Source organism: Geomobilimonas luticola, from assembly GCF_018476905.1.
Classification (GTDB): domain Bacteria; phylum Desulfobacterota; class Desulfuromonadia; order Geobacterales; family Geobacteraceae; genus Geomobilimonas; species Geomobilimonas luticola.
In genome coordinates this window covers 498,406-511,756 of the sequence record NZ_JAHCVK010000001.1, presented here as the reverse complement: position 1 = coordinate 511,756, position 13,351 = coordinate 498,406, and the positions used below count along the sequence as shown (strand labels likewise).

General features: G+C 61.8%; 14 protein-coding genes. 8 read left to right on the top strand and 6 right to left on the bottom strand.

The window, feature by feature from the left end:
• Position 1: 1 nt before the first annotated feature.
• A complete protein-coding gene (locus tag KI810_RS02405) occupies positions 2-1,240 on the bottom strand; it encodes an MFS transporter (RefSeq protein WP_343213456.1) in 1,239 nt (412 codons plus the stop codon).
• Positions 1,241-1,441: 201 nt separating this feature from the next.
• Here KI810_RS02405 and KI810_RS02400 point away from each other — a divergent pair, with 201 nt between their 5' ends.
• The 4 genes from KI810_RS02400 to KI810_RS02385 all read left to right on the top strand — a co-directional run bounded on the left by KI810_RS02400 (position 1,442) and on the right by KI810_RS02385 (position 5,508).
• On the top strand, positions 1,442-2,599 hold the full coding sequence (locus KI810_RS02400) for an MFS transporter (RefSeq protein WP_214173882.1): 1,158 nt from the start codon (positions 1,442-1,444) through the stop codon (positions 2,597-2,599).
• 33 nt (positions 2,600-2,632) lie between these two features.
• Positions 2,633-3,220 (top strand): DNA-3-methyladenine glycosylase I, encoded by a 588-nt coding sequence (locus KI810_RS02395; protein WP_214173881.1) that lies wholly within the window; start codon positions 2,633-2,635, stop codon positions 3,218-3,220.
• Positions 3,221-3,224: 4 nt separating this feature from the next.
• On the top strand, positions 3,225-4,418 hold the full coding sequence (locus tag KI810_RS02390) for a glycosyltransferase family 2 protein (protein WP_214173880.1): 1,194 nt from the start codon (positions 3,225-3,227) through the stop codon (positions 4,416-4,418).
• Positions 4,419-4,551: 133 nt separating this feature from the next.
• Positions 4,552-5,508: a SphA family protein gene (locus tag KI810_RS02385; protein ID WP_246525114.1), complete on the top strand. Its 957-nt coding sequence runs from the start codon at positions 4,552-4,554 to the stop codon at positions 5,506-5,508.
• Positions 5,509-5,661: 153 nt separating this feature from the next.
• Here the strand turns inward: KI810_RS02385 and KI810_RS02380 are convergent, their stop codons facing one another.
• Positions 5,662-5,901 (bottom strand): hypothetical protein, encoded by a 240-nt coding sequence (locus tag KI810_RS02380; RefSeq protein WP_214173879.1) that lies wholly within the window; start codon positions 5,899-5,901, stop codon positions 5,662-5,664.
• A 158-nt stretch (positions 5,902-6,059) separates the two neighbouring features.
• A complete protein-coding gene (locus KI810_RS02375) occupies positions 6,060-7,097 on the bottom strand; it encodes an acyl-CoA thioesterase (RefSeq protein ID WP_343213455.1) in 1,038 nt (345 codons plus the stop codon).
• Between the two features lie 168 nt (positions 7,098-7,265).
• On the opposite strand from KI810_RS02375, the gene KI810_RS02370 reads away from it, so the two are divergent.
• On the top strand, positions 7,266-7,499 hold the full coding sequence (locus tag KI810_RS02370) for a GSU3473 family protein (RefSeq protein WP_214173877.1): 234 nt from the start codon (positions 7,266-7,268) through the stop codon (positions 7,497-7,499).
• 120 nt (positions 7,500-7,619) lie between these two features.
• Here KI810_RS02370 and KI810_RS02365 read toward each other — a convergent pair whose 3' ends face one another.
• A complete protein-coding gene (locus KI810_RS02365; RefSeq protein WP_214173876.1) occupies positions 7,620-8,807 on the bottom strand; it encodes an FprA family A-type flavoprotein in 1,188 nt (395 codons plus the stop codon).
• 205 nt (positions 8,808-9,012) lie between these two features.
• On the opposite strand from KI810_RS02365, the gene ttcA reads away from it, so the two are divergent.
• The 3 genes from ttcA (at position 9,013) to mnmL (ending at position 12,003) form a co-directional block, all read left to right on the top strand.
• Positions 9,013-9,798 carry a tRNA 2-thiocytidine(32) synthetase TtcA gene (gene ttcA / locus KI810_RS02360; RefSeq protein ID WP_214173875.1) on the top strand — a complete coding sequence of 262 codons (786 nt, stop codon included), beginning with the start codon at positions 9,013-9,015 and terminating at the stop codon, positions 9,796-9,798.
• A gap of 248 nt (positions 9,799-10,046) precedes the next feature.
• The gene (locus KI810_RS02355) at positions 10,047-11,024 is read left to right on the top strand and encodes a 4Fe-4S binding protein (RefSeq protein WP_214173874.1); all 978 of its coding nucleotides are present in this window, start codon (positions 10,047-10,049) and stop codon (positions 11,022-11,024) included.
• A gap of 61 nt (positions 11,025-11,085) precedes the next feature.
• Positions 11,086-12,003, top strand: coding sequence for a tRNA modification radical SAM protein MnmL/YtqA (gene mnmL / locus KI810_RS02350; RefSeq protein ID WP_214173873.1), 918 nt, complete (start codon positions 11,086-11,088; stop codon positions 12,001-12,003).
• Between the two features lie 4 nt (positions 12,004-12,007).
• Here mnmL and KI810_RS02345 read toward each other — a convergent pair whose 3' ends face one another.
• Complete coding sequence (locus KI810_RS02345) at positions 12,008-12,889, bottom strand: radical SAM protein (RefSeq protein ID WP_214173872.1); 882 nt, start codon at positions 12,887-12,889, stop codon at positions 12,008-12,010.
• A 12-nt stretch (positions 12,890-12,901) separates the two neighbouring features.
• Positions 12,902-13,351, bottom strand: coding sequence for a hypothetical protein (locus KI810_RS02340; RefSeq protein ID WP_214173871.1), 450 nt, complete (start codon positions 13,349-13,351; stop codon positions 12,902-12,904).

The window sequence follows — 13,351 nt, the reverse complement described above, 5'->3', positions numbered from 1 at the left end:
GTCAAGGGGCATTCGCCGGAGAATCCTGAGTGCGTGCGCGATGGGCACGGGTCGCCCGCCGGAATCCGGCATGGAACAGCAGCGTCGCCAGCAGCGTCCCCCCGCCCGCCACGGCGAATCCCCACCCGAAACCGACATGGTGGATGACTCCCCCCATGGTGGCCGAACTGACCATCATCCCCAGGTAGATGCAGCTGTTGTATACCCCGAGGGCCAGCCCCCGCTCCTCCCGGGAGACAACCTCGGCCACCAGTGCCCCGAGCGCGGTGAAGCTCACCCCCATCCCCGCGCCGACCACGGCAGCGCAGGCCGCAAGCGGCACCAGCCCGCTGAAGGTCCCGACCGTCCCGAGGCTCACCCCCAAGAGGGCCAGCCCCCACGTCGACATGGTACCGCGGTTGAGCCGGTCGCTCAGACGCCCCAGGGGGATCCGCAACAGGACGTTGGCCAGCGCCTGCATCCCGAACACCATCCCCACGTGTCCCGCATTGAGCCCCTCCGCCCTGGCGTGCAGGGGGAGGAAGGAGACGAACATCCCGAAGCCGAAGCACCCCCCCAGGGTGCCGACGAGGGAGGCGACGAACCGGTGGTTCCCCATAAGTGCGGTGACAGCGCGCCAGACGGAGGGATGCTCCCGCTCGGGAAAGGGGCGGGAGTCGGCACGGGAGAGGAACGCCAGCATGAAGGGGAGCGCCAGGAGCACCGTCCCGCCGGAGGCCCAGAATACCCGTCCGAGACCCCAAGCTCGGCCAAGGAAGCCGCCGACGGCCGGACCGACGGTCATGCCGAGGTAGACCGCCGTGGTGTAGAAGCTGTACGCCCGTCCCAGGTGCGACGGAGGGGTGATATTCGCCACGTACGACATCATGGTGGGAGCAAAGGCTGCCAGGCCGGCACCGAAGAGGAGGTAGACGCCTCCCATGGTCAGCGGCCCGGAACAGAACGGGATCAGGAGCGAGGAACAGGCGATGGTCAGAAGTCCCGCCAGCAGCATCGGCCACTGGCCGATCCGGTCGGAGAGGAGCCCCGAGGGGATGGCAAGGAGGCCGGCGGAGAGCATGAAGGCGGCGTTGATCATCCCGATCTGGGAGGGGGTGGCTCCGAGGGACGCGGCGAACAGGGGGAGTACCGGTATGCGCATGTAGGCACCGAAAAAGCAGAGAAAACCGATCCCGCAGCAGACGAGGAGTTGTATCCCCTGGCGGTGTGTCGGATGCATCCCTTCACCATTCACTGACACGATACACCTGCCGTGCACATTTTCCGAACCTTGCCCGTCACGTCCCCATCTCCCCCTTCCCCGCAAGAGTCTTAGCATACCCCCGGATCGCCCCCGATGCGAAGCGAAAAATGCAGCGCCACCACCCTCCTTTTCTGCTTGCCTCCCCCCCGGTTACGCTATAGGATTGGCAGCACCCTATCCGCCAGGAAAGTCCCTTCCATGTTCGAAGCCCACCAGAAACCGATGTTCCGTTTCCTTGCCGTCCTCACCGCCGCCTCCATGGTCGGCCTGCAGGGGTACGCCATCCTCATCAACAACTTCGCCGTGGAAGCGGTGCACCTGGAGGGGAAACACATCGGCATCATCCAGTCGGTGCGGGAGATTCCCGGCTTTCTGGCCCTGACCGCCGTCTACGTGATGATGGTGGTCCGTGAGCACCGCCTGTCGGCGCTCTCCATCGCGCTGCTCGGCATCGGCGTCGCCCTGACCGGCTTCTTCCCCTCCTTCGTCGGCGTGGCCCTCACCTCCCTGGTCATGAGCTTCGGCTTCCACTACTACGAAACCACCAACCAGTCCCTCACCCTCCAGTACTTCTCCACCCACCTCTCCCCCCTGGTGATGGGGAAACTGCGGAGCCTGGCGGCCATCTCCAGCATCGTCGCCGCCGGGGCCATCTGGATCATGGGGGGATTCCTGGGATACCGGGGGATGTTCCTGGCGGTGGGGAGTGTGGTCTTCTGCCTGGGCATCTGGGCTCTGTTCCAGGACCCGACCCACGAGAGCATCCCCCCCCAGCGTCTTCGGATGTTCCTGAAACGGCGCTACTGGCTCTACTATGCCCTCACCTTCATGTCTGGCGCCCGGCGGCAGATATTCATGGTCTTCTCAATCTTTCTCCTGGTGAAGCTCTTCCACTTCTCGGTGCGGGAGATGACCATCCTCTTCCTCGTCAACAATGCCATCAACTGGTTCGTCAACCCCCTCATCGGCCGGGCCATCAACGCCTTCGGCGAGCGGCTCCTCTGCTCCATGGAGTACATCGGCGTCGTGGCGATCTTCCTCACCTATGCCTACGCCACCTCCAAGGGGATGGTGGCTGCCATGTACATCATCGACTCCATCCTCTTCAACTTCGCCGTGGCCATCCGAACCTACTTCCAGAAGATCGCCGACCACGAGGACATCGCCCCCACCACCGCCGTCGGCTTCACCATCAACCACATCGCCGCCGTCTTCCTCCCGGCCCTGGGGGGGTACCTCTGGATGATCGACTACCGGATCCCCTTTATCGGCGGTGCCGCCCTGGGGATGGTCTCCCTGATCCTGGCCCAGTTCATCCGCCTCCCCGCCGGGACCGGCCAGACAACGGTACACTGACATCCTTGCACCTGCGGAAACGAGGAGAACACCATGGAACATGTTCAGATCATCGAGCGCTGTGCCTGGCCCGGCACCGACCCGCTCTACCAGGCCTACCACGACCGGGAATGGGGGGTGCCGGTCCACGACGACCGGCTGCTGTTCGAGTTCCTGACCCTGGAAGGAGCCCAGGCAGGGCTTTCCTGGATCACCATCCTCCGGAAACGGGAGGCCTACCGCGCCGCCTTCGCCGGTTTCGACCCCGAACTGGTGGCCCGATTCGACGGGACGAAGGTTGCGGAACTGCTGGCAAACCCGGGGATCGTCCGCAACCGCCTCAAGGTGGAGTCGACCATCTCCAATGCCCGGGCCTTCCTCAAGGTCCGGGAGGAGTTCGGCTCCTTCGACGCCTACCAATGGAGCTTCGTGGACGGCCACCCGATTCAGAACCGCTGGCGGAGCACCAGCGACATCCCGGGCAGCACCACCGTTTCCGACGCCATGAGCCGGGACCTGAAACGCCGCGGCTTCCGCTTCGTCGGCAGCACCATCTGCTATGCCCACATGCAGGCTATCGGCATGGTCAACGACCACACGGTGAACTGTTTCCGTTGGCGCGAACTGGGGGGAAAAGGGTGATCCCGTGTCCTATATCCCCATGACCACCCTCTGCTGGGTCGCTGTTGCGACACTCGTCCTCACCATGCTGGCTGCCCTCGACCTTATGGTCGGCAACCGTTCCATTGCCGCCCTGCGGGATGTGTCCCCCGACCCTCCCTCCGTCCCCCCCGCCGTTTCCGTCATCGTGGCCGCCCGCAACGAGCAGCGCAACATCCGCGAGGCTCTGCAATCGCTGCTGCACCTCGACTACCCCGACTACGAGCTGATCGTGGTGGATGACCGCTCCGGTGACGCGACCGGTTGCATACTGGACGGGATGGCGACTACGGACAGTCGGTTGAAGGTGAGCCATGTGGAGGCCCTTCCACCGGGATGGCTGGGAAAGAACCATGCCCTGTGGGTCGGCAGCGGTCAGGCCCGAGGGAAGCTGCTGCTGTTCACCGACGCCGATATCGTCATGGAGCCGACGCTGATCGCCCGCGCCGTGACCTTTCTGGAAAACAACCGGCTCGACCACCTGGCCGTGACCCCCTCCATTCGCATGCCGACCACCTTCCTGGAGATGTTCGGAACCGCCTTCATCGTCTTCTTTTCTCTCTTCTCACGCCCCTGGAAGGCCCGGGACCCCAAAAGCCGCTGCCATATCGGCATCGGCGCATTCAATCTGGTCAGGACCTCCGCCTACCGGCAGGTGGGGGGACACGAGACCATCCGCCTCCGTCCCGATGACGACATCAAGCTGGGAAAGATCATCAAACGGGCTGGTTTTCGCCAGGACGTGGCCTACGCTCCCGAGTTCATGACGGTGGAGTGGTATGCATCGCTGCGCGAAGTGATCAGGGGGCTGGAGAAGAACGCCTTTTCCGGGACGGACTACAGCATCCCCCTGGTGCTGGCGGGTTCGTCGCTCCTTGCGCTGTGCAGCATCTGGCCCTTTGCGGCCGTTTTCCTGACCCGCGGCGCGGTGCAGGGAGCATACCTGGCCACGGCGGTCCTGATCACGCTGGTGGTCGCCGACAGCGCCCGCTTTCACCATGCCCGACCGTGGCATGCCATCGGCTACCCCCTGACGGCGTCCCTGTTCGTCTTCATCCTGTTGCGAACCATGCTGCTGAACCTCCGGCAGGGGGGCATCCACTGGCGCGGCACGTTCTATCCGCTGAACGAGCTGAAATCAAACCGGATACCATGGCATTCTCTTGACAAACCGGCATAATCATTCCACCATAAAACCGGTCCTTCCCGAGGGGTAGACGAGGGAAGGCGCCGTTGACGGTGCCGGCTGTCCGTTTCCGATGGGAAAGGTTGCACGGGCATGTCATTTTTTGATCACAGGGAGGAGGGGACAAATGACTCAGGAAAGGTTCGGAGAGGGGAAGGGACGAAGGCTGCGTCGGGCGCTGGTGCTGTTGGCCGCACTCTGCGTGACGGGGATGACGGGTGCCACAGCCCATGCCACCGAGGGAGGGGGGGGCGCTTACCCCAACGGGGCGGAAGACTTCATGTCCGGGGCAGTGCCGCCCCCCGGCACCTACTTCATCAACTATGTGGATTACTACTCCGCCGACAAGTTTACGAACAACCACGGCAGCAGCGCCATCCCCGGCTTCAAGCTGAACGTGGTCGCCGACGTGCTCCGTTTCATCCATATCACCGACCGGCAGGTCCTCGGCGGATTCTGGGGGTTCCACGTCTTCGTCCCCGTCATGAACGTCAGCGTGAAAACCAGCACCCCCCTCGGCAACCGCACCGATGCGGGGCTGGGGGACATCATCGTCGACCCCTTCATCCTCTCCTGGCACGGCAAGAACTGGCATGCCGCAACGGGCATCGACATCTACATCCCCACGGGAAGCTACGACAAGGACCGTCTGGCCAATGTGGGGAGGAACTACTGGACCTTCGAACCGATCATCGCCGGCACCTACGTTTCCGATAACGGCCTGGAGGCGTCGGCGAAGCTCATGTACGACTTCAACACCCGGAACGACGATGCGAGCAGGCTGACCCCTCCGGGGACGACGAACTATCTCTCCGGCCAGGAATTTCACCTGGACTACACCCTCGCCAAGAAAATAGAGAGTTTCAGTTTCGGCCTGGCGGGTTACTACTACCAGCAGGTGACCGACGACGAGGCGAACGGCGTGAAGGTCAGGGACAACAAAGGACGGGTGTTTGCCGCCGGTCCCGCGCTCAAGTTCGACTATCGGAACATGGCCCTCAGCGCCAAGTACCAGTTCGAGACGGAAGCGAAGAACCGCCCCGAGGGGGAGAACCTCTGGGTCAAGTTCACCTACGCCTTCTGAGCAGGGGATGAAGGGAGAACTCCACTCCCCCGGCAGAATGTTTCTCGATTCGGCAATCCGCCGGGGACGAGAAGGTTATCCAACAGGCCGCACAGCAAAAAGCCCGCACGAGCGGGCTTTTTGCATTTGGGCGATGAACCGGCGGGGTCCGGATCAATCTTTATGCTTCTTGTGTTTCTTGTGCTTCTTGTAGTGTCCCTTGTGCTTGCCGTTGTCCTTTTTCTCCTTGACGATGACCGTATCCTGATGCACAACGGTCACGGGCGGGGGCTGGGGGGTGCCGACCTGCACCCTCACGTTGGGGGTGGCGACATCGACGCCGACACCGACGCCGGCCACGGCGAAGCTGGCGGTTGCAAGGACACCTACAATGCTGGCAAGTACTTTCTTCATCTCAGGTTTCTCCTTCCAGGCTGGTATATCCGCACCATGAATCGATCGTGCGGATGGGTCAGTAGTTATCACATGGTGATATATGGATTGACCATAGATGACTTTCCCCCGGAAGTCAATCTATTACCTGAAACCACCACCCTGCGGCCAGATCGGACTCAGTCGATCCGCTGACGATAGGCATTCAGGAAGCGGGCGTCCTCGTCATAGGTTACCGGGTAGATGAACGGCACCGGCTGGGGCTGCATGGTGGCATCGACGTTTCTGAAGGTGAAGAGGCAGGAGTTGGAGAGCGCCTTGTCGCCGACCCCCCGGCTGAACCGCTCGATGTCCGACTGGACGGTGATGGTCGTTCTGCCGGTGTAGACCACCCGGGCGGTGAACTTCAGCTGGTCGCCGAGGAGCACCGGCTGGTTGAAGTTGATCCGGTTCACCTGGCACGGCACCACCCGGTCCGGGGCAACCATCTCGGCGGCCAGGGCGGCCAGTTCGTAAGCCCGCCTGACGAGATAGCCCCCGAAGATGGTTTTCGGAACATTTTCCTGTTCGGGGTAGGCCCGCTGGGTTGAGTGCAGCACGAGAGCACTGGCGCGGATGCCGCTGAAACCTTCGGCTTCCTGTTGCTTGTGCAGCCCCTTGAGGAGCAGGTATTCGTCGAGTGACGGCATCTCCTCGGCCTTTGCCAGGCTCTCCCGGTACGCCTGCCGCCGCTGGTTGGCCTTTTCGTACCGCTTCTTCTCGGTGTCGAGTTCGTAGGCGAGCGGCGGCAGGGTGAGGCTCCGCCCCTGGCCCCCTTCGGTTGAGCGGGCCACCATGGTGAAGTAGGCGGTCGCCACGTGTCCCGACCCCGGCCCCAGGTGTTCGATCCGGATGCCGACCTCGAGGGACGATTTCCCCACATGGTTGATCTGGGCCGAAAAGACCAGATCGTGCCTCGTGTCGGCAGGGTGTCGCACCACCACGCTGTCAATAGCGGCAGTGACAACCCTGGCATCGGGATAGAACCTGTTGACGTAGGACAGGGCAGTGTTCTCCGCCACCTTGTCGAGGGTTTCGAGCAGCTTGCCGAAGCGGATGTTGCCAACCACGTCCCGGTCGGTGGCAAGGAAGCGCCGTGCCAGGACAGGATCTGTTGAAAAGGGGAGGACCAGCAGATACCGTGTGTCGTGCGGTGTCAAGGTTTCGTCATGTTTCACTGATGGCTCGTCTGGACTCATGGCTGCCGTTTCCCGTGGATTTCCCAACTGCGTTGATGATACCCGCCACTGCGGTGTCTGTCAAACAGACCGGCACCCCAAAAATTGGGTTGCATTGGCGCGCAAAATTAAGTATCACTAAGACACTGCCAACAAGGAGCGTCGAACATGCTGATCCCCGTCGTGTACACCAATGGATCCAACGGGTTTGTCCCTTCCACCGCCCTGGACTATCTGATCGAAGAGCGGGAAGTCATCGCCTTCTGGGGATCGGACGGACTCATGCGCGCTTGCCGCGATCCCCTGCAGAAGGAACCGCATCCTGACTTGGAAGGAACGAACCATATCCCCTCGAACGGCGTCATTTTGCACCCTTATCGTCACATATCCCTGGGCGAGTGATCGCCCCTTTCCCCGGGAGCAACGACCCCCTCCGCAGCAGCGTATACATCCCGCAGCAAAGAAAGCCGGAAACACCCGCAGGGTGTTCCCGGCTTTTCATGTGGCAGCAGAGTGGAGTGGCTACTTCTTCAGCACTTCCCCGGCGATGGTCCGTCCCAGGGCCTCGCACTGTTCCAGCACCTCCGGACGCGGGGTGAAGGGGGTCCTCACAAAAGGAGCCGGCAGTTTGAAATTGAGCCCCTTGAGTCGCTCCTCGGCCATCTTGCACGCCTCGCCGCTCCAGCCGTAGCTGCCGAAGACGGCACCGATGGTGGTCTTGAGTTTGACCGAGGAGAGATAGGCGAGCACGTCCCACATCGGCTTGGGAATATCCCGGTTGATGGTGGGGATGCCAAAGATGAGGGCGTCCGCCTCCTCCATGTGGTCGCGGATCTCGTCGGCGCTCAGGTGGTTGATATGGTAGCTGGCCACCTCCACTCCCGGCAGGGCCGCCCCTTTGGCGACGGCGGCCGCCATCTTTTCCGTGTTGCCATGGGGAGAGAGGTAGAAGATGACCACCCTCTTCCCCTCGGCGACGGGCTGGCACCAGGTCTCGTAGTAGCCGATGTATTTCCACGGATCGGAGCGGAGCACCGGGCCGTGACTGGGGCAGACCACCTCGATCCGTTCCCCCTTGATCTTGGCGATGGCCGCCAGAGCCCGGTCTTTGAAGGGACGCATGATGCAGTCGAAGTAGAACTGCATGTCCTTGACGTATTCGGGCAATTCGTCGTTGAAGATGGACGGACCGCAGTAATGGGCACCGAAGGCGTCACAGGTGAAGAGGACGCCGTCCTCCTCCAGCAGGGCGAACATGGTGTCCGGCCAGTGGAGGAACGGGGCGACGATGAAGCGGATGTGCCGGCCCCCCAGGTCGATGACTTCACCATCCTTGACGATATGAGCAGGGAACTCGGTGTGGATGAGGTTCTTGAGGAAGGTGTTGGCTGCCTGGGTGGAGACCACGGTCGCCTTCGGGCAGTGCCTGAGCATGAACGCCAGCGACCCGGAGTGATCCGGCTCGGTGTGGTTGATAATGAAGTAGTCCACGTCGGCGGGGTCGACAAGCTTTTTAACCTTGGCGAGAAACTCCTCGGCCCGCTCCTCCTTCACCGTGTCGACAATGGCGATCTTATCCTTCCCCTTAATGAGGTAAGAGTTGTAGGTAGTCCCCTGCTCCGTCGGGAAGAGGTCGTCAAAGGTGCGCAGTTCCGGGTCTTCGGCCCCTATCCAGTAGAGCCCCGGTTGTATCTCGATCACATCGTTCATGGGATCTTCTCCTTGTTGAGTTGTCGAATGGTGCACGCCCGCAAATAATACCAAACTAGTCCTGTTTGGGCAAGGGGGAAGAATGTCAAACCCTCAAAAATCGATCGACGCACGACGTGACCATCACGAAGGGGACATCCTCTCCTTGACTTGTTTCGGGGCTTTCCGGTACTCTTTATTTTTTATGGAAAAAATGGGAGTTCGCGTGGCACTGATCGAGGACAAACTGTACAAGCGGATCAAGAACGGTGTGGGGAGGGCAATTGCCGATTTCGGCCTGATCGAGGAGGGAGACCGGATCGCGGTGGCGGTCTCGGGAGGGAAAGACTCCTACACCCTGCTCCATATCCTGGCGGAGTTGCAGCGGCGAGCTCCCATAAAATACGACCTCATGGCGATCAACATCGACTCCGGCTATCCCGGCTTCCGGACCGACATCATCGTCGAGCACCTGCGGGATCACGGTTTCACCCACCACATGGAGCCGACCGACCACTACGGGATCATCAAGGAAAAGCGGCGTCCCGACTCCTCCTACTGCTCCATCTGTGCCCGGCTCAAGCGTGGAGCGCTCTACGGCCTTGCCCAGCGGTTCAACTGCAACAAGCTGGCCCTTGGCCACCACATGGACGACTTCGTGGAGACACTCCTCCTGAACCAGTTCTTCGTCGGCTCGCTCAAGGCGATGGCCCCCCGGATGCTGGCGGACAACGGCCATACCACCGTGATCCGCCCCCTGGTCTACGTGGAGGAGCGGGACATCGTTACATTCTCCCGCCAGAACCGCTTCCCGGTGGTCTGCTGCTGCTGCCCGGTCTGCGGCACTGCAGACCAGCAGCGCAAGCGGATGAAGGAGCTGCTGCGCCACCTGGAGCAGGATATCCCCCACGTCAAGCGGAGCCTTTTGCGGGCACTTGCCAACGTGCAGCCGCGGCACCTGCTCGACCCGTTGCTGTGCAAAACGAGCGGCGCCTCTGACTCGACGCCCTGACGGCTGCCTTGACGGTGGCCCGCACCTTGACCCGGCCCCGCCGCCAATCGCGCCACGAATCGACGGCCGCCACATATCCGCAGTACAGCACAAGTCCCGCTCCGAACACCACGATCGGTTCCATTCCGTTTCCTCCCTCTTGGTCGATGGTGAAAGCATAGCACTGCCGTGTGACAGAATGAGTCGCATCAACGACTCTCGTTCACACACCGAAAGTTATTTGAACACGCAACCCTCTGGGAGGCATCATGGGTAAACGTTTCATGCAGCCGCTCCGGATTGCCGTGCAGTGGGGATATCTCCTCTTCATGGTCTATCTCGGCGTGGAGTTTTTCCGTTTCGTCCGCTACTGCCGCAGCGGCGGCACCGCCTCCTTCGTCCCCCGGCCGGAAGGGGTGGAAGGGTTCCTCCCCATCTCCGCCCTGGTAAGCCTTAAGGAGTGGGTGATTACCGGGGTGATCAACCCGGTCCATCCGGCCGGCCTTGTCATCTTTCTCACCATCGTCGCCGTCTCTCTCCTCCTCAAGCGCTCCTTCTGCTCCTGGATCTGTCCGGTCGGCACCCTCTCGGAGTTTCTCTGGAAGCGGGGGTTCAGTCTGCTCCACCGCAACTACCGCCCCCCCCGCTGGCTCGACATGGTACTGCGCGGCATCAAGTACCTGCTGCTCGCCTTCTTCCTCTACTCCATCCTCGTGGTTATGGGACCGGAGCAGGTAACCGCCTTCATCTACTCCGACTACAACAAAACGGCTGACGTGAGGATGCTCGACTTCTTCCTCCACCTCTCCCCTTTCGCCCTCGGGGTCATTCTCTTTCTCACCCTCCTCTCCCTGCCGGTGCGCAACCCCTTCTGCCGTTTCCTCTGCCCCTACGGCGCCCTCGTTGGGCTCGTATCTATGCTGTCGCCCGCCAAGGTAAGCCGGGACGGCGAGCTCTGCGTTTCCTGCGGCGTCTGCACCCAGGTCTGCCCCTCATACATCCCGGTCATGGCAAAGCGTCGGGTCCATTCACCCGAGTGCATCGGCTGCTGGCGCTGCATCAGCCACTGCCGGGCCGAAGGGGCACTGGAGATGAAGCTGACCGGCCGGAAGGTCATTGTCCCCGGCCTGGTGTTCGCCATCCTTGTAGTGCTCCTCTTCTGGGGGGGGACCATGGTGGGACGCCTGACGGGGAACTGGCATACGGCGATTACGGTGGAGGAGTACCTGCGGCTCCTGGGACGGTAACGAATACATCGGCGGTGATTTTTCTCCGTGTCCTCTGTGGTAAAAGGCTGGGAAATCGAAGATGACCGACAAGCGTTACAACGCATTTTCCGTGGAGTTGAAGCGAATCTTTGGCTGCCGGGTCCACCGGATATCCGTGGATGCTGGCTTCACCTGCCCGAACCGGGACGGCACCGTGGGAACGGGAGGATGCATCTACTGCGGAGGCGACGGATCCGGCTCTTTCGGCATCCCCCGCGGCCTCTCCATCACCGAGCAACTGGAGGACGGCAAAGAGGTGATGGTTCGCAAGTACAAGGCGGGAAAGTTCATCGCCTACTTCCAGCCCTATTCCAACACCTACGCCACGGTTGAGCGGTTGCGTGCCCTCTATGACGAGGCGCTGGCAGTTACGGACGTTGCAGGACTCATCGTCGGGACCCGCCCCGACTGCCTCCCCCCGCCTGTCCTCGACCTCCTTGCCGACTACCACCGGCGCACCTATTTCTGGCTGGAATTGGGCCTTCAGTCGCTCCACGACCGGTCTCTCGCCTTTGTAAACCGTGGCCACGACGCCGCCACATCAGTGGCAGCCATTCGGGCCGCCAGGTCACGTGGCCTGCGCATCTGTGCCCACGTCATACTGGGTCTGCCGGGGGAGAGTCGCGAGGAGACAATGGCAACGGCAGGGATGCTTAATGAGCTGGGAGTTGAGGGGGTGAAGCTCCACCTTCTCCATGTCATGGCGGGAACGGAACTGGCTCAACTCTATGGGGAGGGGAAGGTCCGGCTGCTTGAGCGTGACGACTACGTGGGGCTGGTATGCGACTTCCTGGAGCGGCTCGACCGGCGCATTTTCATCCATCGGCTCACCGGGGACGGTGGCCGGGACCATCTGGTCGCACCGCTCTGGTCACTGGCCAAGTTTGAGGTGCTGAACGCGATAGACGCTGAACTGGAACGACGGGGGACCCGGCAGGGGGGAAAATCCTTACCGTAACAGCTCAGTAGTACTCTTCCCCGTACTCAGGCACGCCATCGAGAAACCCCGGCACCAGCGCCGCACGCTCCAGCGCCCTGTCAACATCGGAGATGAGCCGCTGCCGGTCCTTGGGGTAGCTGCCGGCAAGATTGAGGAAGTTGGAGACATGGTTGGAGCGGAGGATGGTCCGTGAAGGGTTGAGGACGCTGACGATCTCCCGCGCCTCGAGCATCAGATTGCGACGGCTGCACTGCCGGAGGGCACGGATAAAATCATCGTTGTGACGGTGAAACAGGGTGAGGAGGGAAAAATACTCCGGATTGACCCGGTTGACCCAGTCGGCTGTCGCCCGGGCGTGATCCAGACTTCGTTCCCGGCCGGCCAGGCCGAGAATTGCCGTGACAGAGAGCTTCATTCCCGCTCTCCGCGCCTTCAGGGCCAACTCGGCCATGGTGGCGGCATCAAACCCCTTGTTTACGTTCTTCAGCGTGTCGTCATCCCCCGATTCCAGACCGAAGTAGAGGATTCGAAGCCCTTTTTCCCTCAGCAGCACAAGCTCGGCTGCGGATTTGGTGGTGAGGCTGTTGGGGGAGGCATAGGCACCGACCCGGGCAAGTCGGGGGAACGTTGCAGACAGTGCATCGAGAATGGACGCCAGGCCGTCAACGGGATAGACAACGGCATCACCATCTGCAAGGAAGACCCGGTCCACCCGGGACCGGTACTGGGGCGGGATGGCGGCGATTTCCGCCCGCACCTCGTCAACCGGCTTCAGCCGGAACCGTTTCCCCTTGTACATGCCGCAGAAGCTGCAGCTGTTCTGGGAGCAGCCGATGGTAATCTGGAAAATAAGGCTGCGTGCCTCGGAGGGTGGCCGGAACAAGGGTTCTACGTAGCGGGGCATGGAGGATCTCCTTTACTTGAGCTCCGCCAGGCCTACCTCGAACCCCTCGAAGGTGGGGAGCACCCCCGCCTCATCGTCATCGTGGTAATAGGTATAGACAAATTCGAGCCGGGCGGGTGTCTTCCCCGACGGGATCGGCAGGGTAAGCCCTTGATGGAGAAAGGTGCCCGGCTGGATGGTCGTGGGAAAAAAGATGAAGGTTGCGCGACCAAGTTCTTCCCCCGTTGCCGAGAGATGGCGCGTTCGCAACTCGAGGTTGCGGATCTGCTGAGGGCCAATGGCGCGGACACCGCCGGTAACTGCCAGTTGGTCGCCGTTCTTCCAGACCCGCCACCTGACCACCATTTCCTTGAATTCACGCGCCCCCGCTATGCCGGGGCCGTCATCACCCGCAACGGCTGACACCGGGAGGCAGAAGCCGCACCATAACAGGATAAAAAGCACAACGGCTACAGGCTTCAC